The organism is Streptomyces sp. NPDC050549 (genome assembly GCF_040655035.1).
Lineage (GTDB): Bacteria > Actinomycetota > Actinomycetes > Streptomycetales > Streptomycetaceae > Streptomyces.
Genome location: NZ_JBFAJD010000002.1, coordinates 269214 through 291388, shown reverse-complemented (window position 1 = coordinate 291388; position 22175 = coordinate 269214). Strand labels below are relative to the sequence as shown.

Here is a 22175-nt window from a genome sequence, read left to right as displayed (position 1 = left end):
CACGAGCTTCTTCTCCTCGGCTGCCGCTGCGGGGCCTGACACGACCGGCACCCCGCAGCGGGGTACCGGGCTGCGCCGGTCATCGTATGGCCGACTGAAAGAAGTTCCGCACGATGGCTTCCTCCTTCCAGAGCACGGTGTTTCCCACCCTGCGCACTCCCTCCGGTGGCGTCCCGGCGGATGCGCCCCGGTGGAACCCCCAGCGCCCGAGCGCGATGCCCCATCACCGCTACCAGCCCGCAGACCAGCGGGTCGCACTGCCCCTGACAGACAGGACCTGGCCGTCGCACCGGCTCGAGCGGGCTCCGCTGTGGGTGCCGGTCGACCTGCGCGACGGGAACCAGGCCCTGGCCGAGCCGATGGACACCGAGCGCAAGCGCAGGATGTTCGACCTCCTGGTCACCATGGGCTTCAAGGAGATCGAGGTAGGTTACCCCTCCGCCAGCCAGACCGACTTCGACTTCGTGCGTCACCTGGCCCACAGCGGCGCTGTCCCCGATGACGTGACCGTCTCCGTGTTCACCGCGGCCCGCCAGGACCTGATCGACCGGACCATCGCCTCCGTCGAAGGACTCCCCCGCACCCTCGTGCACCTCTACACCGCGACCGCCCCCACGTGGCGGGATGTGGTCCTGGGCCGCTCCCGCGCCGAAGTCCACGAGCTGATCCGGGATGCCGCCGCCTATCTGATGCGCCGTGCCGAAGAACAGCCGGGTGCCGACATCCGGTTCGAGTTCTCCCCGGAGGTCTTCAACCTCACCGAGCCGGACTTCGTCCTGGAAGTGTGCAACAGCCTGACCGAGCTGTGGGAAGCGAGCCCGGACAGGCCGGTGGTGCACAACCTGCCCGCGACGGTGGAGATCGCCACTCCCAATGTCTACGCGGACCAGATCGAGTACATGAACCGCAACCTGGCGCGCCGCGAGTCCGTGATTCTGTCGGTCCACCCGCACAACGACCGCGGCACCGGCGTCGCCTGTGCCGAACTCGCTGTCCTGGCAGGGGCGCAGCGCGTGGAGGGCTGCCTGTTTGGCAACGGCGAGCGCACCGGGAACGTCGACCTGGTGACCCTGGCGCTGAACCTGTATGCACAGGGCGTGAACCCGATGATCGACTTCTCCGACATCGACGCAGTGCGCGAGGCGGTGGAATACTGCAACCGACTGCCGGTCCACCCCCGCCACCCCTACGGGGGCGACCTCGTTCACACGGCCTTCTCCGGCACCCACCAGGACGCCATCGCCAAGGGCATGGCCCACCACGCCAAACAGGCCGCCGAGAAGGGCCTGCCCGTCGAGGAAGCCCCATGGGCCGTGCCGTATCTGCCCATCGACCCGGGCGACATCGGGCGCACGTACGAAGAAGTCATCCGCATCAACTCCCAGTCCGGCAAAGGAGGCATCGCCCACCTCCTGCACACCCACCACGGCCTGGACCTGCCCCAGACGATGCGCCCGGACTTCTCCCGCGCGGTCCAACACATCACCGACGCCACCGGTCAGGAGCTGTCCCACAAGGAGCTGTGGGAACTCTTCCGCACCACCTACATCACCCCGGCACTGGACGGCCCGGTCACACTGACGTCCTGGAGCGCCACGGAACCAGCTCCCGGCGAGCACCGGTTCACCTGCGCTCTGCACATCAGCGGACAGGAGCGCGCCTGCCGGGGCACCGGAAACGGGCCCCTGTCCGCCCTCGCCGATGCCCTCCGGAGTGTCGCAATCACCGTCGACATCCTCAGCTACACCGAGCACTCCACCAGCACAGGACCGGGCAGCCCAGCCGTCGCCTACGCCGAGTGCCGCGTGAACGAGGTCACCTGCTGGGGAGCGGGCTGGGATACCTCGGTTCTGACCGCATCGGTCCACGCCGTCATGTCCGCCGTCAACCGCTCTGGTCGGGCCTCCTCGTGAGTGCAGCCCCGGTACTCCGCGTGGAAGATGTGGATGTCGTCCGCGACGGCAATCCGATTCTGTGTGAGGTATCGCTGACCGTACGAGCCGGTGAGCACTGGGCGCTGCTCGGCGCCAACGGGGCGGGCAAGAGTACCCTGCTCAGTCTCCTCGGGGCGCTCGCGCACCCCACTCGCGGCATCGTGGAGGTGCTGGGCCACCGGCTGGGACGGGTCGACATGCGGCAACTGCGCTCGTACGTCGGCCATGTGAACCCGCGGCACGATCTGCGCTCGCCCCTCAAGGTCGAGGACGTTGTCCTGACCGGGCTGACCAACACCATCGAACGCGTGCCCCGCTGGAAGCCGACGCCCCGGCAAGTCGCCGATGCCGACCATCTCATCGGCCTGCTCGGCCTCAGCGATCGCCACAGTGCACGCTGGCCCACCCTGTCCCAAGGGGAACGGGGCCGTGCATTGATCGCTCGGGCTCTCATGCCCAGTCCGCAGCTGCTGCTACTCGACGAGCCCGCGACCGGCCTCGACGTCGCCGGCCGCGAGCAGCTCATCGAACGGATCGACACGCTTCAACACACCTACCCGGATCTCGCATCGGTCCTGGTAACCCACCACCTGGAGGAGCTGCCTCCCGGGACAACCCATGTGATGCTGCTGCGTGACGGGCGTTGTCTGGCGTCCGGTCCCGCCGACGAGGTCCTGACCAGCGACCAGGTCAGCAAGTGCTTCGATCACCCCATCCGCCTCACCCGCGTCGATGGGCGTTGGAGTGTGAGGGCCAACCGCCCGGCCAGACCACAAGTCGGCTGAGAAGGTTGTCGCGGCGGTGCGCTCCCACCGGAGCACTCCGCCGCGTGCGCTCCCTCAGGACAGCGACTTCTCGGCCTTCTCGACAGCCTCCCGAGCCTGGCCCCAGTCCTCGTCGAAGTGATCGGCCAGGGCCTGAAGCCACCGCTCGATCCCGAAACCGACGCAACTGGTGGACACCGGGGCGCCGTTGGGCAGCGATATGGAGCATCGCTCGCCGAAGAAAGTGTGGTGCGTGTTCACGGAGGCGATCGCCATGCCCTTGTACACGTACTCGTGTTTGACCGGGACGATCTGCTGGAAGGTGGCGCGTTCTCCGGACTGGTCGTAGAAGGGGTCGGAGGCCGCGCGGCGTTCCAATGGCAGACCGATCTCACCGGCCAGGGTCTCCAGGAAGTGGGCGGAGTGATCGAGGTGGGCCGTGACCTGGTCTGGGGTTCCCAGCGCCACGACCTCGCGCATCCGGAATGCCTTGAGTCGGCGGAGTCCGTCGAAGTGATCCTCGTTACGGAAGCACTGCCCCAGCAGGGTCACCAGCTCTCCGCCCTCCGGCACCTGCCGACCCCTGAAATGGAGGTACACCCCGTAGCAGGCGCTGGACGGGAGTGCCAGACCGGCTGAGCGCAGTGAGCCGGGCGCGAACCCTCCCGAGACGGCCTCCTGCTCGATCTGTTCGGTCCCTGCCGTGGCAACGTCCAGCGCCGAGGATACGAGGGCGAGTTGAGGGAAGTTCCGGTAGACGTCGAGCGTGGCGAGGTCAGCTACCGGCAACAACGGCGGCACAGTCAGTGCCGCCGCCCCCGAGCCGTGGGCCCAGCCTGTGTAGATACGATCCAGCGTCCCGGCGAGCCGCGTTGGCTCCTCCTCCAGTGCAGCAAGTCCTTCTGACACCCGGACACGGGCGTTGATGCTCATCACAAGCTCCTTTGCGTGAATGCCTCGTCCGACAGGAAGGCCCATCGACAGCGGTGAGGGCGGCTTGCCAGCCACCGGGCATGCTGCGGTCTCTCTCGGGGGCAGCGGGGAGCAGAGAGTGCGCGGCGTGCGCGGCGTGCGCGGCGAGCCCAACACCCCTCACGAGTAAGGGCTTTCGGTGCCCCGCAGCGCTCGCTAAGGTAACACCTCAGAGGACCTGAGTACCTGAGGTCTATGGGATGTGCATCACAGCGAACAGGACAGACGTTTCGATGAAAAAAGGGCAACTCGGCTTTCTGGCCGGTACGCACGCGGTCAACGACCTGTACCAGGGAGCGATCCCCGCGATGCTGCCGTTCCTCATGTCCGAGCGTCACTACAGCTACGCAGCGGTTTCCGGCCTGGCGTTCGCGTCCAGCGGCGTCTCCAGCCTGTTCCAACCGCTCTTCGGCATCCTCTCCGACCGAAAGCCGCGGACCTGGCTCGTACCGGCCGGATTCATCACCGCGGCCCTGGGGGTGGTGGCGGCCGGGCTGTCCGGCAACTACATGATCACCTGGCTCTATGTCGCCTTGGCGGGGATCGGCATCGCGGCCTACCACCCGCCCGCGACGAGCCAGGCCCGTGCCGCCGGCGGCTCCTCACAGAAGGCCATGAGCATCTTCTCCGTCGGCGGAACCGTAGGCGGCTCCATCGCACCATCGCTGGTGACTCTCGTGATCGGATCGGCGGGATTCGACGGCAGTTACCTGCTGGCAGCCCCCGCCCTGGTCATGCTGTTCCTGTGGGTGCTCAAGGGCCCCTGGATGCGCTGGCGGGGCTACGTGGAGGCGACTCCGCTGGTGGCCGGTGCATCAGCGAGGTCGTCGGCGGACGAGCCACCACGGTCAGACGACTGGCGCTCCTTCGCCCGCCTGGTGGTCGTCATCATCGGGTGGTCCATCCCCTTCGTCACGGTCACCTCGCTGGTGTCACTGCACGCGCAGCGTGATCTGGGCCAGTCCACAGCCGCAGGGGCCGCCACGCTGACCTCCTACACAGCGGCGGGAGCAGTGGGCACGCTGCTTGGCGGCTGGGTCGGCGACAGGTACGGCCGGATGACCTCGGTGCGGATCGGATACCTGGTGGCACTCCCCGCCTTGGTGGGCATCGCCTGGGCGCCGGCATTCCCCGTGCTCGTGGCAAGTACCGTCGTGTTCGGCACAGCCATGTTCCTGCCCTTCGCGGCGCAAGTCACGCTCGCACAGGACTACTTGCCCAACCGTCCAGGGACGGCGAGCGGTCTGACTCTGGGACTCGCTATGGCCGCAGGCGGCCTGTGTTCACCCGCGTTCGGGTGGTTGGCTGATTCGAGCGGCCTGCGGGCCGCCTTCTACGCACTGCTCCTCGTATTCGTCATCCCTGTAGTCATGGGAATGCGCCTTCCCGATCGCGTCCTGGACTCGCCCGACGGCCAGTCGACGGAGCAGCGCGAGGCAGAAAATTCCGGAAGCGCACAATAGGAGTACCGGCCAACTTGCAACAGGGAACGTCACTTCGTTCCCTAATGCAGTGCTCAATATTTGAGACGGCCATTGAAAGTAACTTCGTCGTTACGTAGCGTCTGGTCCAGCACGGAAAGCATTCATCCGAGGCAATGTATCGCGGATGAAAAAACGTCCACGATGTCCATCCTGTGTGTCAGCAAGGAGAAATCTTATGAAGATTAACTGGGATGACCACGAGGAACTGAAGGCCGAAGGAATCGCACTTTCACGGCGCTTCGCGTTCGGCCAGGAGATGTCCTGCCTGAAGGTGGTCGCCGACCAGTCCGGAGACCTGAACCTCCCACCGCACTGGCATGAGAACGAGCAGTGGGTCGTGGTCACCGAGGGCTCGATCCGCTTCATCTGCGAAGGGATCGAGTACGAACTCAACGCCGGCGACGTGGCCTATATACCTTCGCGCCAGCGCCACACGGCCACGTTTGTCGGCGAGGAGGGCGCCGTTCTCATGGAATTCTCCGCTCCCCCGCGACTCGACCTCGCCCCCGGTTCCATCCTTCCGTCATCGATGAAATTCGACTGAATCCCGCCGACAACATTCACCGGCTAAATTCACCGGCTATCACCACGCCGATGGGGGATCGACCGTGCGCAGCAGCATGTTCGGCAGGGCCAATACAGAGATAACCATCCACGAAGCATTCGGACGGGTCGCACGCCAGCTTCCCGACCGGAACGCCATTGTCACCGCCAACAGTGCAGTGACCTACGCAGAACTCGCGAGCAAGTCCCATCAGATCGCCCGCCAGTTGATCGACCGCGGTATCCAGCCCGGCAGTATCGTCCCCGTGGCGGCCCGTAGGTCACCGGATTTGGCCGCCGTCATCCTCGGTGTGCTCATGGCCGGCGGGTCCTACGGCATCCTCGACGTGAGGTGGCCGCTCCCCCGCATTTCTCAGCTCCTGTGCAGCATGCACCCTCTGGTCGTGCTGGCGGACGCCACGGGTTCCAGCCTCCTCCAACAGGCGCAGATCAGTCACACAACCTTCGAAGACCTGAAGCGGACGTCCTCAGTCTCCGAGGCATCAGCTGCCCTGCCGGATGTCCCGCCGGACGCCTGCGCGACCCTGTTCTGGACATCGGGGAGCACAGGCATCCCGAAGGCAGTCCTGTCGCCGCACCGGGCCACCACCAGGCTTTTCGCCCCGAACGGCTTCATGGACTTCGGCGAGCATCCCGTGATGATTAATGCGGCGGCGGTCGCCTGGGACGCCTTCACCCTGGAACTTTGGGGCATGCTGCTCAGCGGCGGTACCGCTGTTGTCCATGAGGACGATCTCCTCCTGCCGTCGGCTATCCGAGGCTACGTCCGTGACTTCGGCGCCACCCACCTCTTCCTCACGCCATCGCTCTTCGATGTGATCGCGGGCGGCGACATCGACTGCCTGGCCGGGCTGCGCGCCGTGCTCCTGGGCGGCGACAGGCCGCCCCCTGCAACCTGCCGGAAGCTCCTCGACACCTACCCGGGCATCGAGTTGTACAACGGTTACGGCCCCGTCGAGTCCTGCGTGTTCGCAACGACCCATCGCATCACCTTGGACGACACCGACACGGCCCTCGGTGTGCCGGCCGGCCTCCCCGTGCCCGGCACGGAACTGCATGTCATCCGCGACGGCGCTACGGTCCAGCGCGGCGAGATCGGCGAGGTCGCCATCGGAGGCTCGGGACTTGCCCTGGGTTATCTGGACGCTCCCGACCAGACAGCCGCAGTTTTCCAGCACATCACAGTCGACGGAAACAGGATCCCTGTCTATCTGACCGGAGACCAAGGCTGTATGGATCAAACCGGCGTCATGAATTTCGCCGGCCGCAAAGATGCGCAGGTAAAAATCGCCGGCCACCGAATCGAGCCGGCGGAAATCGAGTCGGCCGTCCGCTCTCTCGGAAGCATGAGATCGGTCATCATGCCGATCCCCGACCGCAACGGAACACCGCGCATCATCCTGTTCGCCGAGGAGCCGGACAAGGCGATGACCGAACTGGAAATGCAGGGTCAACTCAGGGAAGTACTGCCTGCCTACATGGTGCCCTCGAAGGTGCACTTCGTCTCCTCGATGCCGCTCCTGGAAAACACAAAGATCAACAAGAGGGAGCTCTCGGCGCGCTTCGGCTACACCTCCTGAGCGCCCGCCCAGATTCCCGAACCACAGGTGCCAGACCCCGTGCACAGGCAAGGAATCAAATCTTGAGTACACAGAATCGTACGGAAGAGAAATTCTCCGTTGCGCTCGAATCCATCCAGAGTAAGCGACGGATTGAACGAGTACAGGAGGCGGCGAACGCCCTCCTCGATCGCTATTCCGCACAGCCCGACCCCGAAGAACGCCTGAAGCTGACCTTTGAGCTCATCCGACGAAACTTCACCCCGGAAATAGCCATCGTCTTCGGAAGCCTGGCCTTGGGCACCGACGGGCTGGTCGGGTTTGCTGGTACCGAAGCCGTGCCTCTCGTACCTTCTGAGGGACTCAGAGGCCAGGCGATTTTCCACTGCAAAATATATGGCCCCGGTGGTAGGAACGGATCGCTCACCGCGTTCTACACGGAACCCGGCTCCATGGGACTGACCAACGCCGAATGGCTCTCAGCTATGCGGCTGCTGGCCGGTATCAGCGGCCTGGGCGTCGGGGGGCATGTGACATGCCCGGCGTAGCGACGATGGGGTCTCCGGCGAGTCTTCTGTCACAGCCGTACTGGTACCGGCACTTGCCGGCAGAGGCTGACGTGCACCAGCTGGACGAGGGGCTCTTCGCCGTGACGAGCAACGCGGCCGTGCAGGAAGCGCTGGCCCACCCCTTGATCGTGGCTGAGCACCCACTCAAGGCCAGCGCGCGCGCCTTCGGCCCCAATGTGCTCGACGCCGATGGGCCGAGTCACAGGGCTTTCCGCGCCCTACTGGCGCCGATTCTGTCCGCCGGGCGCATCGCGGAGTACAAACAGGCGCTGATGCCCAGGCTCATTCACGGCCTGGCGGACAGCCTGGCGGGCATCGAGACTGACAACTTCTACGACTCCTTCGCGCACAAAGTGCCGTACGGAATCGTGTGCACGATCCTCGGTATCGACGCCTCGCTGGAGGACCGGTTCCACAAGCTGACGCGGCCGCTGGCGCGGCTTCTGGACTATCCCACCCAGGAGACCGACGAGACGCACGCCAACGTCGCCGAGCTGCTGCGGCTGATCGAAGAACAGCGGGCTGCCAGGACCGGCGGCGGACAGTCCCTGCTGGAGACGATCGAGCGGACCCGAGACCGCAAGGGCATCTCACTGACGGACGGCGAAGTGCGGTCCACGGCGCTGCTGTTCTTCCTGGCCGGTACCGAAACCAGCAGCGCGTTCATCACCTCGCTCGTGTACTGCTTGGGCCGTGGCATCTTCCGCCTGGACGAACTTCTCGACGAGGCGATCCGGGACGCGTACATCGAAGAGGTCCTGAGGCTGTATCCACCGGTGCAGACGATCGTCCGGTTCGCAAGCGAGGACCTGACCGTTCAAGGCGTGGAAGTACCACGGCACTCGGCGGTACTGGCCTCGATAGCCGGAGCCAACCGCGACCCTCGGGTCTTCAACCACCCTGACCGGTTTCAGACGGGCAGGAGCCTGAAGGGCTCGATTCCCTTTGCGGCCGGAGCACACGCCTGCCCGGGAGCGATGCTCGCCAAGACGGAGTTCTCTCTGCTCATCCAGGAGATCATCCAGCGCTGCTCGGACGTCGTCATCACCCGCGATCGCCTCGGCATGGAGAGCCAGTCGTTCTCCCATCCCACCGACTTTTCTGTCGAGTTCAGGACAAGGTAAAGAAGGAGAGAGAGCACAGTGGAAAGCAAGATAGTGTCGCTGCGCAAGTGGCTCGACGGCCTGCACGAGGCGCCGCTCGACATCCAGGACGACACCGACCTGATCCAGTCGGGCGCGGTGACCAGCCTCCAGTTCGTCCAGATGGTGATCGAGATCGAGCGCCTGCACGGTCAGAAGCTGGATCCGGGCGTCATCACCATCGAGTCCATGCGCACGCTCAAGGCCATCGAGACGGCCGTCTTCCAGGCCGCTTGATGGGAGTCAACGCCTCCCCGGTGGCGGTGGTCTCCGGAACCTCGTCCGGGATCGGCGCGGCCGTGGCAACGGAGTTCCTCCGCCGGAAGTACACCGTCATCGGCCTGTCTCGACGCGGCAACCCTGCCCTCGCGAAGGAAAACAGCTACGTCGACTGCGTCGCCGACCTGCGTGACGCTGAAGCTGTGCAGGCCGCTCTCGCTTCCGCCGCCGATGCCGCCGCGGACGGGGTCAAGGCCGTGGTGCTCAACGCCGGCGCCTCACCGGATCCGGTCGACCTGGTCAAGGTCGAGTGGCCGGTAGCGGCGGAAACCTACGAGACCAACATCCGCACGGCACTGAACCTCATCCAGACAACGGCTCCGCTGCTCAAACAGAGCGGCGGAGGCTCAATGACGTTCGTCGGGGCGAGCCTGGCGAACGGCTACAAGCCCGAACGCTGGGCGTACGCGGCCAGCAAGGCCGCGATGACGACCTTGATGCGAGCGTGCTCGGTCGAGTTCGCCGACGACGGCGTCGTGGCGAACGAGGTACGTCCCGGCCCCGTGGCAACCGCCATGACGATGGCTGGGCTGGATGGCGAGGTGAGCGACCAGATCATCCGCGCCATCAACGCGGGATTCGGAACGGACTGGCTCAAGTCGCCGCGCACCGTGGCGGAGTGGATCGTCGCCATCGCCGAGTTCCCGTCGAACGGACCCACCGGTCAGGTCTTCAACTACAGCCGCAAGGTTTTGTAACAAGAGAAAGGCAGACAGACAACCATGTCCAACTACCCCTCTTCCGAGCAGCTTCTCGACCTGTTCAACTGGGCCTCCCCCGGCATGCTGGTCACCGACGCCGACGGCACCGTGGCGCTGGCCAACAAGGCCGCCGCGGAGCTTCTGGGAGGCAACGCCGCGGCCGGCACCAAGCTCGCCGATGCACTGGGTATCGACGACTACGACGCCCTGCTGGCGGCCGGGACGCCGGTTGAGAACCAGGCGGCGACCTTCACGAACCCCGACTTCGCATCCGGGTACGCCAACGTCGGCTTCGGTGAGGTCGACGGCAAGACCTACGGCTTCTGGGCCCTGCGACCGGTCACCACCCACCCCACCCCGTCCCCTGCGTCGGGCGAGGGCTCCTCCACCGCCCAGGCATGGATCAAACAGGTTGACCACGCCAACGAGTCCTACACGCCGGTCGGTGAGGACGCGCTCAAGTTCATCCAGGCGTACTACGACAACTGCCCGGTCGCCATCCATCTCATCGAGGAGGACGGCACGGTCGCCCACGCGAACTGGAAGGACGTCGCGATCGTCGGGGCGAGCGAGCAGCCGGACACCTACGTCGGCCACCACATCCGGCACATCTACGCCGACCAGGACGTCGTAGAGGACTTCCTGGGCCGATGGGGCGAGGACGCGCCAATCATCGACTTCCGCGCGGACTTCCTCAACAAGGGGGAGCGGGTCCCGGTGGTGATCTTCTCCACGGCCAAGGTCGAGGACAACAAGCTGAAGAACACCCGCTGCTTCGTCTTCCCCGACAGCCACCCGGATCGCGAGCGGGACAAGGTCAAGGCACTGGACCTCAGCTTCTGAGCCGCCTGACGCCACAAGCCGCGTTCCAGACCGTCTCGTTGTCGATGCCCTCGGTCTGAGACGCGCTCCGCCCCTTCCGCTGAAACAGCGGTGCTCAACCGATACGCCGGGCCCCGGCGAGCAACCCTCGCCGGGGCCTGTCTGTGCCCACAAAGCCCGTCACGCACCCGGAGTGAACATGGCTCACACATCTGCCCGACGAGACGGCTGGCTCACCGGCTGGGATCCCGAGGACGAAGATGCCTGGCACAAAGGAGGCCATCGTGTAGCCCGCCGCAACCTCATCCTCTCCGTCCTCTCCGAGCACGTCGGGTTCTCGGTATGGACGCTGTGGTCCGTCCTCGTCCTGTTCATGTCTCCCGAGATCGGCCTCGGCTTCAGTCCTGGTGAGAAGTTCCTGCTGGTTGCCACGCCCACCATCGTCGGCTCACTGCTGCGCCTGCCCTACAGCTACGCGGTGACCCGGTTCGGCGGACGGAACTGGACCGTGTTCGCCACCGGGATCTTGCTCGTGCCCACGCTCCTGGCCTTGTACTTCGTGCAGCGACCGGGCACCCCTCTGTGGGTATTCCTGGCAATCGGCGCTCTGGCGGGCGTCGGCGGAGGCAACTTCGCCTCCTCGATGACGAACATCACCGCCTTCTACCCGCAGCGCCATCAGGGCTGGGCACTCGGTCTCAACGCGGGCGGCGGAAACCTCGGCGTCGCGGCGGTCCAGCTCATCGGACTCACGGTCATCTCCGTCGCGGGCGATACCCACCCCTCGTACGTCGCGGCCGTATACCTGCCGCTGATCGTTGTGGTCGCACTGCTGTCGGCCTGGAAGATGGACAACGTCGACGCCGTACGGGCCGAGCCCGGCGCCCAACGCGAGGCGGTCCGAGACCACGACACCTGGTGGATCTCGCTTCTCTACATCGGTACGTTCGGCTCGTTCATCGGCTACGGCTTTGCTCTCGGCCTCGTCCTGCAGAACGAATTCGGAGCCTCGCCGCAAGAAGCCGTCAGCTACACGTTCCTCGGCCCGCTGTTGGGATCCTTCTCCCGTCCGCTGGGCGGCTGGCTGGCCGACCGCTTGGGCGGCGCGCGGGTGACCTTCTGGAACTTCCTCGGCATGGGTGTCGGCACCGTCGTACTCATCGTGGCGTCCAAGCAAAACTCCTTCGGCACGTTCATCGCCGGCTTCATCGCCTTGTTCATCCTGAGCGGCCTCGGCAACGGCTCCACATACAAGATGATCCCGGCCGTCTTCGCGAAGAAGGCCGAGGACGAGGTCACTTCCGGCCGCAACGCGAGTGATGCCTTCGCCCGGACCCGGCGCTTGTCCGGTGCGGTCATCGCCATCGCCGGAGCCATCGGCGCGCTCGGCGGTGCCGCCATCAACCTCGCGTTCAAGCTCTCCTACACCAACGGATCCGGATCCGGCGCCTCCGCCTTCATCGCCTTCCTCACCTACTACGTGCTGTGCATGGCCGTGCTCCGAACCGTCTACCTGCGCCGCATTCCGGCCGAGGACAAGAAGGACACAGACCCCGTGAAGGAAATCAGCAGTGTCTGAACTGCCCGCCCCCGTACCCGAAGCGAACACCCACTGCCCGTACTGCGCCCTGCAGTGTGGCACGCAGCTGCGCGGCGACTCGGAGGTCGGGGTCAAGGTGCAGCCAACGAACTTTCCGGTCAACCGCGGCCGGCTATGTCAAAAAGGCTGGACCGCCACCGAGGTGCTGAACACCGCTGACCGGCTGACCCGACCGCTCGTCCGCGGTGCAGACGGTCGACTCAAAGCAGCCTCCTGGGACAGTGCCCTGGACACCGTGGCAGAGGGCCTGCAGAGGATCCGCGCCCAGCACGGCACGGATGCCGCGGCGGTCTTCGGCGGCGGCGGTCTGACCAATGAGAAGGCATACATGCTGGGCAAGTTCGCCCGCCTCGCCCTGGGCACCAGCCAGATCGACTACAACGGCCGGTTCTGCATGTCGTCCGCCGCGGCGGCCGGCAACGCGGCGTTCGGCCTGGACAGGGGCCTGCCCTTCCCTGTTACCGATCTCAGTAGCGCAGAGACGGTACTGCTGGCAGGCGCGAACGTCGCCGAGACCATGCCGCCTCTGATGCAACACCTCGACCAGGCTCAACTCATCGTCATGGATCCCCGGCGCACCGCCACCGCCCGGCGCGCGGCGCTTCATCTGCAGCCCATGCCGGGCACCGACCTCGCGCTCGCGCTCGGCCTACTGCATGTCGCCCTCGTGGAAGGGCTGATCGACCGAAGTTACGTCTACGAGCGCACCCTCGGCTTCGACGCCGCGGCGCAACGGGCAATGGCATGGTGGCCGGAGCGGGTCGAAGAGGTCACCGGTGTGCCCGCAGGCACGCAACGCAAGGCGGTCCGGATGCTCGCCGAGGCCCGAAGCGCGTATGTCCTGACTGGTAGAGGCGTCGAGCAGCACAGCAAGGGCACCGACACCGTCGCGGGATTCGTCAACGTCGCGCTCGCCCTTGGCCTGCCAGGGCAGTTCGGCAGCGGGTACGGATGCCTCACCGGCCAGGGCAACGGCCAAGGCGGCCGGGAACACGGGCAGAAGGCCGACCAACTGCCTGGCTACCGGCCTATTACCGATCCGGCAGCGCGCGCCCACGTCGCCCACGTATGGGGCGTGGCACCGGATGATCTGCCAGGCCCCGGACGTACCGCCTACGAACTCCTGGACGCGCTGGGCCGTGAACAGGGCCCGCGAGGGCTCCTGGTGTTCGGTTCAAATCCCGCCGTCTCTGCCCCGCACGCCTCGCACGTGGCAGAGCGGCTCGCGTCACTCGATCTCCTGGTCGTGGCCGACTTCGTGCCCTCTGAAACGGCCCGCATGGCTGATGTGGTGCTGCCCGTCACGCAGTGGGCCGAGGAGGAGGGAACGATGACCAACCTCGAAGGCCGCGTACTGCGCCGTCGTTCGCTGCTGCCACCTCCGTCCGAGGTACGGAGCGACCTTCATGTCCTGCACGACATCGCCGTACGGCTGGGCGAGCCTGCAAACCGCTATCCGACAGATCCGCAAGAGGTGTTCGAGGAGTTGCGCGCCGCGTCTCGCGGCGGTAAGGCCGACTACTCCGGCATTTCCTACGAGCGTCTGGATGCCGGCGAGACCCTGCACTGGCCCTGCCCTGATGCCCGGGACCCGCACCCCGGCACGCCGAGGCTCTTCTTGGACCGGTTCGCGCACGCCGACGGCAAGGCCCGGTTCGCAGACGTGGACTATCGAGGGCCAGCAGAGGAGATCAGTCCCGCCTATCCTCTCTACGCCACGACCGGCAGGGTGCTGGCCCACTATCAGTCGGGCGCCCAGACCCGCCGCATCGCGGAGTTGAACGAGGCCGTTCCCGCGGCATTCCTAGAAATCCACCCCGACACCGCAGCCCGGTGCGGGCTGGCCGACCACAACCTCGCCCTGGTTGCCTCCGCGCGCGGCAGCATGACGGCCCGGGTCCGAACAGACGTGACGATGCGCCTGGACACCGTCTTCGTGCCCTTCCATTTTCCGGACGAGAGCCGAGCCAACCTGTTCACCCACCCTGCGCTGGATCCTCACAGCGGTATGCCCGAGTTCAAGGTGTGCGCCGTGCGGATCGCCCCCTATCAGGAGTGACACCTTGAGCAACATCCTCATCGTCGGCAACGGGCCAGCGGCTCAGCGGCTCGTGGAACGAATGCGCTACCACGGTTATGAGGGAACTCTCACCGTGCTGGGTTCCGAACTGGAGACCTCCTGCCGTCAGTCGGCGTCTCCGTTCAGTTCCGTAACGCCGTACGCCTCCGACACCCTCGGCTTGTCCTCTCTGCCCACGATCCACATCCACGTGGCTTCTGCGGTAACCAGCATCGATCCGGAACACCACCGCGTACTGGCACAAGTGAGTGGGGCAGAGGTCGCGTATTCCTACGACACTCTGGTCCTCGCCCCAGAGACCCGCCCCCTGATACCTGACATCCCTGGCCTGGTCAGTGCCGAAGGGCACCTGACGGAGGGCGTTGTCGCACCAGGCACAGCCGCCATCTTGCCGCGGATCACAGGGAACGCCGTCGTCGTCCTCGGAGAGGGCCCCCACGCGGTGGAAACAGCAAGCGTGCTCGCCGCTCGCCGTGGCAAAACCACCCTGGTCTGCGCCACCCCCCAGCCCCTGTCCACGCATCTGGGCGAAACCTGCAGCGGCATGCTCTCCGAGCAACTGGAGCAAGTCGGGGTCACCGTGATCGCCGGGAGGCCCGCTGTGCGCCGTCTACCGGGCAGTCTCTGTCTGGTAGACGGGACCACAGTGCCCGCTGACACGCTCATCCTGTGCACCGGGGCCGCTCCCGACACCCGTCTCGCTCGCGAAGCGGGTCTGGACGTCCGCAACGGGACAGTGGTCAATGACCAGTTGCGTACCAGCGACCCGCGTATCCACGCCATCGGTGACTGCGCTGAACACGACGGCCAGGTCATGGCTGGTCTCAGCGCCGCCTGGGAGCAGGCAGAAACCCTCGCCGAGATCCTCACCGGCCGCGCTGCGGACTATCGACCCCGCCCCGCCTCACTGCGTCTGCGCACCGATGTGGCGGACGTGTCCGCCATCGGCTCACTCGCCGATCTGCATCAGCCCGGTACTCGGTTGATCAGCCTGACCGACCGGGCCAACCGACGGTACGCGCGTCTCGCACTGCGCGACGAACGCGTCGTTGCGGCTGTGCTGCTCGGCCTCCCTCAGGCCATCGCCACGATCGGGCTCCTCCACAGGCGCATGGAGCGCCTTCCCTCCGACCGGCTCGGCTTGCTGCTGGACCTGCCTCCCAGGCTGGCGTCTGACAGCGCCGCAGCCGACGAGAAGACTCCGATCTGCCTGTGCAACAACGTTTCGAAGCAGACGCTGCTCCACGCATGGCGAGCAGGCTCCCGCACGGTCACTGCGCTCGCCGAGGCGACCCGTGCCACAACGGGCTGCGGCGGCTGCAGTCAGTCCGTCGAGGAGCTGTGCGACCTCTGGACGCGCGAGACCCGATACGAATGGGAGAAGGCATCGTGACGCGGACACTCCTCGTCATCGGGCACGGCATGGTGGGCCACCGGCTCGTCGATCAGCTCAGAGCTCTGGACACCGACCATGCCTGGCGCATCGTCATCGCAGCAGAGGAGCACTACCCCGCGTACGACCGCGTCGGCTTGTCCTCGTACCTGGATGGCAAGAGCAAGAGTGACCTCACCCTTGCCGGAGCGGACTTCCTCACCGACCCCCGTATGGATCTTCTATTGGGATGCCCTGTCATCTCGGTGGATCGGACCGCTCGTACGGCGCAGACAACCCACGGCGACCGGATCTCCTATGACGCCCTGGTACTGGCCACCGGTTCACGCCCGTTCGTCCCCCCGGTTCCCGGTAACAATCTGACCGGCTGTTTCGTGTACCGCACCTTCGACGACCTCGATGCCCTGCGCGCCGCCGCGCGTCCCGGGCGCCCGGGCGTCGTCGTCGGGGGCGGACTTCTCGGTCTGGAGGCAGCGAACGCATTGCGTCTGCTCGGCATGCGCCCCCATGTCGTGGAAACCGGCCCTCACTTGATGCCGGCACAGCTCGACTCGGGCGCCGGACGCGTGCTTCATCAGCATGTCACGGAGCTGGGCCTGCGTGTGCACTGCGGCACAGCGACAGCCTCGATCGACACCGGGGCCAACGGCAAGGTGCGTGCCGTCACGCTCTCGGACGGCACGGTTCTGGAGGCCGACCTGGTTGTCTTCTCCGCCGGCATCCGACCACGGGATGAACTGGCCGATGCCATGGGCCTCGAGCGCGGTGAGCGCGGTGGCTTCGCCGTCGACGATCTCTGCCGCACCGCTGACGAGCGGGTATGGGCCATCGGTGAATGCGCAGCCGTGAACGGACGCTGCTACGGCCTGGTCGCTCCCGGATACCGCATGGCCGAGAGCGTGGCACACCAGTTGACGGGGCAGAAGCCTGAACCCTTCACCAGCACGGACAACTCCACCACTCTCAAGCTCCTCGGCGTGAAGATCGCGGCCTTCGGCGCCGTCAGGCCCGACCACGGCCGCGCGGTCGAAGTCGTCTTTGCCGAAGGAACCGACCGCTACGCCAAGATCCTTCTGAACGAGGACAGCGGTGACCTGCTGGGCGGAATCCTCGCCGGAGACACCGGCTCCTGGACGGCGATCCGTTCCCTCGTCGGTCACCGGCCGCCCACAGACCTGGAGCAACTGCTCCTCCCTTGAACGTCTCCTCTGCCACCACCCTCACAAAGGAACCTCACGTTGAAGACGATCGGCTTCCTCGGCCTCGGCACCATGGGCAGCCCGATGGCTGTCAACCTGTGCAGAGCCGGACACACCGTGTACGGCTGGAACCGCAGCGACGGCAGGACGGGGCCCTTGCTGGCAGCAGGTGGCCGAGCCGCGATGTCGATACGCGAAGCGGTCCGCGACGCCGACATCGTGATCACGATGCTGCCGGACGCCCCCCAAGTAGAGAAGGTCGCCTACAGCCCTGACGGAATCCTGGCCAACGCCCGGCCGGGAGCCCTGCTGATCGACATGTCCACCATCGCCCCGCAGAATTCGATCAAGCTGGCCAGCAACGCCGACGAACAGGGAATTCGCGTTCTGGATGCCCCGGTTGCAGGCGGCGAGGCCGGTGCCATCGAAGGCATCCTGTCCGTCATGGTCGGTGGGGAAGCCAACGACTTCGAGGAGGCGAAGCCCGTCTTCGAAGCGCTGGGCAGGACCATCACGCACTGCGGCTCCCATGGCCTTGGTCAGACGGTGAAAGCCGCCAACCAACTGATCCTGGCGATCAACATTCAGGCGTGCGCGGAAGCCATCATCTTCCTCGAAAAGTCGGGTGTGGATCTCGAAGCCGCCCTCGACGTCCTGAGCGGCGGCCTCGCCGGCTCCAACGTCCTCACCCGCAAGAGGACCAACTTCCTGGATCGCGACTACACGCCCAGCTTCAAGATGGCCCTCCACCACAAGGACATGGGCATCGTCGCCGACACCGCACGCGCGATCGGCGCCGCCATCCCCCTGGGCAGCATCGCCGCCCAGCTCGTGGCGTCCGCCGTGACCCGTGGAGATGCAGCCCTCGACCACTCCGCCCTGCTCCGGGGCGTCGAACTCCTCAGCGGATACGACCATGAGTAAGGCAACGCGCCCATAGGCCGTCACCACACAGGAACAGCTTCGTCGCAGGCAGGAACGCCCCCGCACGCGTGAGCGATGCGTGAGCGGATGGCGGAGCAGCACCCGTCATGAGCTGGATCAAGAATCATGCCGGACGGCACTGACCTGCGAGGACAGCGCCACCCGGCATGAACCAGCACCCCCGATCATGGATTCGATCCCACTCCTAGAGCGGGTGTCGCAGGTTCGAATCCTGCCGGGGGCACCATGCACCACGTCGCCGACCCGGGGTTTCCTCCCCGGGGAGGCGCTCCGTGCGCGCTCGGGCTCCGGTGTTGTCAGGCGTGCTGCGGCAGTACCGTGTCCGGCTGGTCGCCGAAGCCGGCGTCCCGTGCGCGCAGTACGGCGGCGGCCCGGTCGTGCACCTCCAGTTTGGTGAAGATGCGGGAGACGTAGTTGCGTACGGTCTTCTCGGCGAGGAAGAGGCGCCGGGCGATCTGGCGGTTGTTCATGCCGTCCGCGAGCAGTTCCAGTATCTCGGTCTCCCTGCTGGTCAGTTGGGAGAACTCGGGCGGCTCGGGGAGTCTTTGGATCGTGGCGAAGAAGCTGCTGAAGCGGGCCGCGATCGTCGGGCTGAACGCGGCTCCCCCGCGGGCCACGATGTGCAGGGACTGGAACAGTTCCTCCGGCGACGCGATCCGCGCGAGATAGCCGTTCACGCCGAGACGGAGGGCGGAGACGATGACGTCGTCGTAGTCGTTCTGCGACACCACGACGATCTGCGGGCGGGACTTCTCCTGGCGGTACAGGGAGACGATCCAGGCGACGTTCCTGCAGATGGCGCGCTTTGACGGTGGTTCGGCGATGAGCACGACGTCGGGGCGGAGCGGGTTGTTCTCCAGACATCGAAGGCCGTGGGACTCGTCGACCGCTGTGCCGATGAGGTTGACGCTGTCGTCCTGTTCGACGATCGCCTCGAGTCCGGCCAGGGACACCGGGTCCTCGCTGAGAATGAACAGGTTGATCCGCATAGCTTTGCACCCCCGTGGTAAGCGTTGAACGCCTGCAAAGACCGTGCCAGCCTAGGCAGACGAAACGGACGGACCGCAGCGACTTAAGCGGTCATGGTCCTGTTCCGGCCGTGTTGGACGTCCGGCTGATCAGGCGCATAGGTTCAGGACATGGGAGATGTCTCGCGCCGACGCCTGATCCTCCTCGACGGGGCGGCGGCCCTCGGGTTCGCCCTGCTTCCACAACTGACGCTGGTACGGCCCGACGGCGGCGGTGCGCCCGGTGGGCTGACCGTGTCGCTGCTCTCGTTCGCCACCGCGCTGCCGCTCGTCGTACGGCGGTTGTGGCCCGTCGCGGTGTTCGCGATCGTCCTCGTCGCGTCCTGTGCGGCGCTGGCCGCCGGTCTCGGCCCTGTCGTCTTCCTCGCCGCCGCCTACGCCCTGTACCTGGTCGCGACGACACGGCGACGGCAGTCGGACCGGTCGGCGGTGATCGTCGGCGGGGCGTGCACGGCGGGCGCGGCCCTGCTGACGGTGACGGGCGGGCAGCACTACACGGGCGGCACCCTGGCAGTTCAACTGTTGTTCGGGTTACTGATGTTGGGGGCGACGTGGGCCGCGGGGACGGCCGTACGGGAGCGGCGCGAGAGCCTGCGGCGGACCATCGTGCAGGCGGCCGAGCAGGCCAAGGTCGAGGAACGTATACGGATCGCCCGGGACATCCACGACGTCGTCACCCACAGCGTGGGCCTGATCGCGATCAAGGCCGGGGTCGCCAACCACGTCATCGCCACCCACCCCGAGGAGGCCAAGGAGGCCCTCACCGTCATCGAGGACATCAGCCGCAGGGCGCTGCGCGACATGCGGGCCACGCTCAAGGTGCTGCGCCGGGAACACGTCGACCAGCAGCAGGACCTCCAGCCGGTGCCCGGACTGTCGGACCTCCCCTCCCTCGTCCGTACGGCCGAGGCGGCGGGCGTCAGCGTCGACCTGCGCTCCGACTGTGCGGAGGAACCGCCCGACGGGGTCGCGCTGACCGCCTTCCGGATCGTCCAGGAGGCCCTGACCAACGTCGTCAAACACGCTGCTCCGACCCGCTGCCTGGTCAGCGTGACCGCACAGGACGGCGTGCTGACGATCGGCGTCACCGACGACGGCCCCGGCCCCGGGCACCGACCGACCGTGCCCGGCGGCAACATGGGGCTCGTCGGGATGAGGGAACGGGCCGTCGCGCACGGCGGGACCCTCACCGCGGGCCCCGGCCCCGGCGCGGGCTTCCGGATCCTCGCGACACTGCCGTACTAGCGCCACGCCGATCGCCCTACGTGACCGTACTGGTGCCACGCGAGCCGCCCTACGTCACGCCCGCCGCATATGGCTGAAACAGTCTCATACCCCGGTATGGGTCCGGTCCGCGGAACCGGCCCGTGTCGTCCCGACCCCGGTCCGATGTGTGGTGCGGCCGGCGCGGCCAGACTCGTCGCGTGATTGACGTCCAGAACCTGACCAAGCGGTACGGGCCGGCCACCGTCGTGGACGGTCTGACCTTCACGGTGCGGCCCGGAGCCGTCACCGGCTTCCTCGGCCCCAACGGCGCCGGGAAGTCGACCACTCTGCGGATGCTGCTGGGCCTGACCCGCCCCGACACCGGAACGGCGCGGATCGACGGACACGCCTACGGCGACCTGACCTACCCCCTGCGCCACATCGGCGCCGTGCTGGAGACCTCGGCCCCGCACCGCGGTCTGACCGCGCGCGACCATCTGCGCTGGCTCGCCCAGAGCAACCGGATCGCCCGCGGCCGGGTCGACGAGGTCCTGGAGGCGGTCGGGCTGGCGGACGCGGCCCGGCGCCGGACCGGCACCTTCTCCCTCGGTATGGGCCAGCGGCTGGGCCTGGCCGCCGCGCTCCTCGGGGACCCGCCCGTGCTCGTGCTCGACGAGCCGGTCAACGGCCTGGACACCGAGGGCATCCGCTGGCTTCGCGACCTGCTCCGCTCGATGGCCGCCGAGGGCCGTACCGTCCTCATCTCCAGCCATGTGATGAGCGAGATGGCCCTGGTCGCCGATCATCTGGTCGTCATCAGCCGGGGCCGCCTTCTCGCCGACACCGGGATGTCGGACTTCATCGAGCGTCACGGACGGTCGTACGTCCGGGTCCGCACCACCGAACCCGACCGGCTCGGACGGGAGTTGGAAGGTCGCGGCGCCACTGTGAGCCGGGTTCCCGGCAGCGGTCTGGACGTCGTGGGCATGGCGGCCGCGGACGTCAGCCGGATCGCCGCGGCGGGCGGCTTCCCTCTCGACGAACTCGCCACCCACGCCGGGTCGTTGGAGGAGACGTTCCTCGACGTCATCGGAGAGGGCCGCCACGCCCTCGGTGAGGAAGGCAGGAACACGCATGTCTGAGACCCTCGCGGCGGTCCGCGCCGAGACCACCAAGCTGCGCGGTATTCGCGGCACGCAGATCTCACTGCTGCTGTTCGCCGCGGTCAGCGTCCTCATCGCCGCCCTTGACGGCTGGTCCGCGAAGAACGCGCTGGAGTCCGACAACCCGAGCCTGCGTTCCGACTTCACCCCGGAGCAGGCCGGTCTCGACGGCATCCTCTACGGCCAGTTGGCGCTGATCGTGTTCGGTGTGCTCGTCGTCACCAGCGAGTACACGTCCGGCATGATCCGTGTCTCCCTGCTCGCCGTGCCCCGGCGCGGACGGCTCTACATGGCGAAAACGGTCGTCACCGCCCTGGCGGCGGTGACCGTGTCCGTCCCCGTCACCGTCCTCGGCTATCTGGCCACCCAGGCGGCTCTCGGGTCCCACGGTTCCTCGCTCGGCGCGAGCGGTGTCCCGCGCGCCCTGGCCGGGGCGGTCGTCTATCTGACCCTGATGTGCCTGTTCGCGGCCGGTATCGCAGCGATCGCCCGCAACGCCGTCGTACCGCTGGCCGTACTGCTGCCGATGGTGCTCGCCGGGACGCACATCCTGTCCCTCATCGGGGCCACCAAGGAGATGGCCCGGTACTTCCCCGACCAGGCGGGAAACGAACTGCTCACCGTCCGCTCCCCGCACACGGCCTTCGGCTTCACGGTGCTGCTCGCCTGGACTCTCGCCGCCCTCGGCTGGGGCTGGGTGCGCCAGCGCCGTTGGGACAGCTGACAGGACGGGTGTGGGACAACTGCCCCATGCCGGTGGGACATTCCGCC

The 22175-nt window shown here is 66.7% G+C and carries 20 protein-coding genes; 18 read left to right on the top strand and 2 right to left on the bottom strand.

The genetic code is table 11. From position 1 onward, the window contains the following. Positions 1–113: 113 nt before the first annotated feature. Positions 114–1913, top strand: coding sequence for a 2-isopropylmalate synthase (leuA, locus tag AB0I51_RS05405; RefSeq protein ID WP_362971647.1), 1800 nt, complete (start codon positions 114–116; stop codon positions 1911–1913). Between the two features lie 20 nt (positions 1914–1933). Further along, positions 1934–2719 (top strand): ATP-binding cassette domain-containing protein, encoded by a 786-nt coding sequence (locus AB0I51_RS05400; protein ID WP_362971645.1) that lies wholly within the window; start codon positions 1934–1936, stop codon positions 2717–2719. A 54-nt stretch (positions 2720–2773) separates the two neighbouring features. On the opposite strand, the gene AB0I51_RS05395 is transcribed toward AB0I51_RS05400, so the two are convergent. After that, the gene (locus tag AB0I51_RS05395; protein ID WP_362971643.1) at positions 2774–3631 is read right to left on the bottom strand and encodes a hypothetical protein; all 858 of its coding nucleotides are present in this window, start codon (positions 3629–3631) and stop codon (positions 2774–2776) included. Between the two features lie 272 nt (positions 3632–3903). Between AB0I51_RS05395 and AB0I51_RS05390 the strand changes: the two genes are divergently transcribed. The 13 genes from AB0I51_RS05390 to AB0I51_RS05330 all read left to right on the top strand — a co-directional run bounded on the left by AB0I51_RS05390 (position 3904) and on the right by AB0I51_RS05330 (position 17986). Then, positions 3904–5133: an MFS transporter gene (locus AB0I51_RS05390; protein WP_362971641.1), complete on the top strand. Its 1230-nt coding sequence runs from the start codon at positions 3904–3906 to the stop codon at positions 5131–5133. A gap of 196 nt (positions 5134–5329) precedes the next feature. Then, on the top strand, positions 5330–5698 hold the full coding sequence (locus AB0I51_RS05385; protein WP_362971639.1) for a cupin domain-containing protein: 369 nt from the start codon (positions 5330–5332) through the stop codon (positions 5696–5698). A 64-nt stretch (positions 5699–5762) separates the two neighbouring features. Further along, complete coding sequence (locus tag AB0I51_RS05380) at positions 5763–7298, top strand: AMP-binding protein (protein WP_362971637.1); 1536 nt, start codon at positions 5763–5765, stop codon at positions 7296–7298. Positions 7299–7360: 62 nt separating this feature from the next. Beyond that, positions 7361–7825 (top strand): hypothetical protein, encoded by a 465-nt coding sequence (locus AB0I51_RS05375; protein WP_362971635.1) that lies wholly within the window; start codon positions 7361–7363, stop codon positions 7823–7825. Between the two features lie 71 nt (positions 7826–7896). Then, entirely contained in the window at positions 7897–8970 is a 1074-nt protein-coding gene (locus AB0I51_RS05370) for a cytochrome P450 (protein WP_362971633.1), read from the top strand. An 18-nt stretch (positions 8971–8988) separates the two neighbouring features. Then, the gene (locus AB0I51_RS05365; RefSeq protein ID WP_362971631.1) at positions 8989–9225 is read left to right on the top strand and encodes an acyl carrier protein; all 237 of its coding nucleotides are present in this window, start codon (positions 8989–8991) and stop codon (positions 9223–9225) included. A gap of 20 nt (positions 9226–9245) precedes the next feature. Continuing rightward, complete coding sequence (locus AB0I51_RS05360) at positions 9246–9965, top strand: SDR family oxidoreductase (RefSeq protein ID WP_362971629.1); 720 nt, start codon at positions 9246–9248, stop codon at positions 9963–9965. 24 nt (positions 9966–9989) lie between these two features. Beyond that, positions 9990–10811, top strand: coding sequence for a PAS domain-containing protein (locus tag AB0I51_RS05355; RefSeq protein WP_362971627.1), 822 nt, complete (start codon positions 9990–9992; stop codon positions 10809–10811). A gap of 178 nt (positions 10812–10989) precedes the next feature. Beyond that, positions 10990–12369, top strand: coding sequence for a nitrate/nitrite transporter (locus AB0I51_RS05350; RefSeq protein WP_362971625.1), 1380 nt, complete (start codon positions 10990–10992; stop codon positions 12367–12369). Further along, entirely contained in the window at positions 12362–14449 is a 2088-nt protein-coding gene (locus AB0I51_RS05345; RefSeq protein ID WP_362971623.1) for a molybdopterin oxidoreductase family protein, read from the top strand. Before AB0I51_RS05350 ends, AB0I51_RS05345 begins: the two co-directional genes overlap by 8 nt. A 4-nt stretch (positions 14450–14453) precedes the next feature. Then, a complete protein-coding gene (locus AB0I51_RS05340; RefSeq protein ID WP_362971621.1) occupies positions 14454–15863 on the top strand; it encodes an FAD-dependent oxidoreductase in 1410 nt (469 codons plus the stop codon). Then, positions 15845–17062: an FAD-dependent oxidoreductase gene (locus AB0I51_RS05335; RefSeq protein ID WP_362971619.1), complete on the top strand. Its 1218-nt coding sequence runs from the start codon at positions 15845–15847 to the stop codon at positions 17060–17062. Before AB0I51_RS05340 ends, AB0I51_RS05335 begins: the two co-directional genes overlap by 19 nt. A 9-nt stretch (positions 17063–17071) precedes the next feature. Next, on the top strand, positions 17072–17986 hold the full coding sequence (locus tag AB0I51_RS05330; RefSeq protein WP_362971902.1) for a 2-hydroxy-3-oxopropionate reductase: 915 nt from the start codon (positions 17072–17074) through the stop codon (positions 17984–17986). Between the two features lie 317 nt (positions 17987–18303). Here the strand turns inward: AB0I51_RS05330 and AB0I51_RS05325 are convergent, their stop codons facing one another. Beyond that, a complete protein-coding gene (locus AB0I51_RS05325; RefSeq protein ID WP_362971617.1) occupies positions 18304–18996 on the bottom strand; it encodes a response regulator transcription factor in 693 nt (230 codons plus the stop codon). A gap of 150 nt (positions 18997–19146) precedes the next feature. Between AB0I51_RS05325 and AB0I51_RS05320 the strand changes: the two genes are divergently transcribed. From AB0I51_RS05320 to AB0I51_RS05310, 3 genes are all read left to right on the top strand, one after another. Further along, the gene (locus AB0I51_RS05320; RefSeq protein WP_362971615.1) at positions 19147–20280 is read left to right on the top strand and encodes a sensor histidine kinase; all 1134 of its coding nucleotides are present in this window, start codon (positions 19147–19149) and stop codon (positions 20278–20280) included. Positions 20281–20459: 179 nt separating this feature from the next. Beyond that, positions 20460–21383, top strand: coding sequence for an ATP-binding cassette domain-containing protein (locus tag AB0I51_RS05315; protein WP_362971613.1), 924 nt, complete (start codon positions 20460–20462; stop codon positions 21381–21383). Next, complete coding sequence (locus AB0I51_RS05310; RefSeq protein WP_362971611.1) at positions 21376–22128, top strand: ABC transporter permease; 753 nt, start codon at positions 21376–21378, stop codon at positions 22126–22128. Before AB0I51_RS05315 ends, AB0I51_RS05310 begins: the two co-directional genes overlap by 8 nt. The last annotated feature ends 47 nt before the right edge of the window (positions 22129–22175 follow it).

Bases quoted from the DNA above. Each gene is read 5' to 3' on its own strand.
- leuA (WP_362971647.1), top strand. From the start codon at position 114: ATGGCTTCCTCCTTCCAGAGCACGGTGTTTCCCACCCTGCGCACTCCC.
- AB0I51_RS05395 (WP_362971643.1), bottom strand. From the start codon at position 3,631: ATGAGCATCAACGCCCGTGTCCGGGTGTCAGAAGGACTTGCTGCACTG.
- AB0I51_RS05390 (WP_362971641.1), top strand. From the start codon at position 3,904: ATGAAAAAAGGGCAACTCGGCTTTCTGGCCGGTACGCACGCGGTCAAC.
- AB0I51_RS05385 (WP_362971639.1), top strand. From the start codon at position 5,330: ATGAAGATTAACTGGGATGACCACGAGGAACTGAAGGCCGAAGGAATC.
- AB0I51_RS05355 (WP_362971627.1), top strand. From the start codon at position 9,990: ATGTCCAACTACCCCTCTTCCGAGCAGCTTCTCGACCTGTTCAACTGG.
- AB0I51_RS05350 (WP_362971625.1), top strand. From the start codon at position 10,990: ATGGCTCACACATCTGCCCGACGAGACGGCTGGCTCACCGGCTGGGAT.
- AB0I51_RS05335 (WP_362971619.1), top strand. From the start codon at position 15,845: ATGGGAGAAGGCATCGTGACGCGGACACTCCTCGTCATCGGGCACGGC.
- AB0I51_RS05325 (WP_362971617.1), bottom strand. From the start codon at position 18,996: ATGCGGATCAACCTGTTCATTCTCAGCGAGGACCCGGTGTCCCTGGCC.
- AB0I51_RS05320 (WP_362971615.1), top strand. From the start codon at position 19,147: ATGGGAGATGTCTCGCGCCGACGCCTGATCCTCCTCGACGGGGCGGCG.
- AB0I51_RS05310 (WP_362971611.1), top strand. From the start codon at position 21,376: ATGTCTGAGACCCTCGCGGCGGTCCGCGCCGAGACCACCAAGCTGCGC.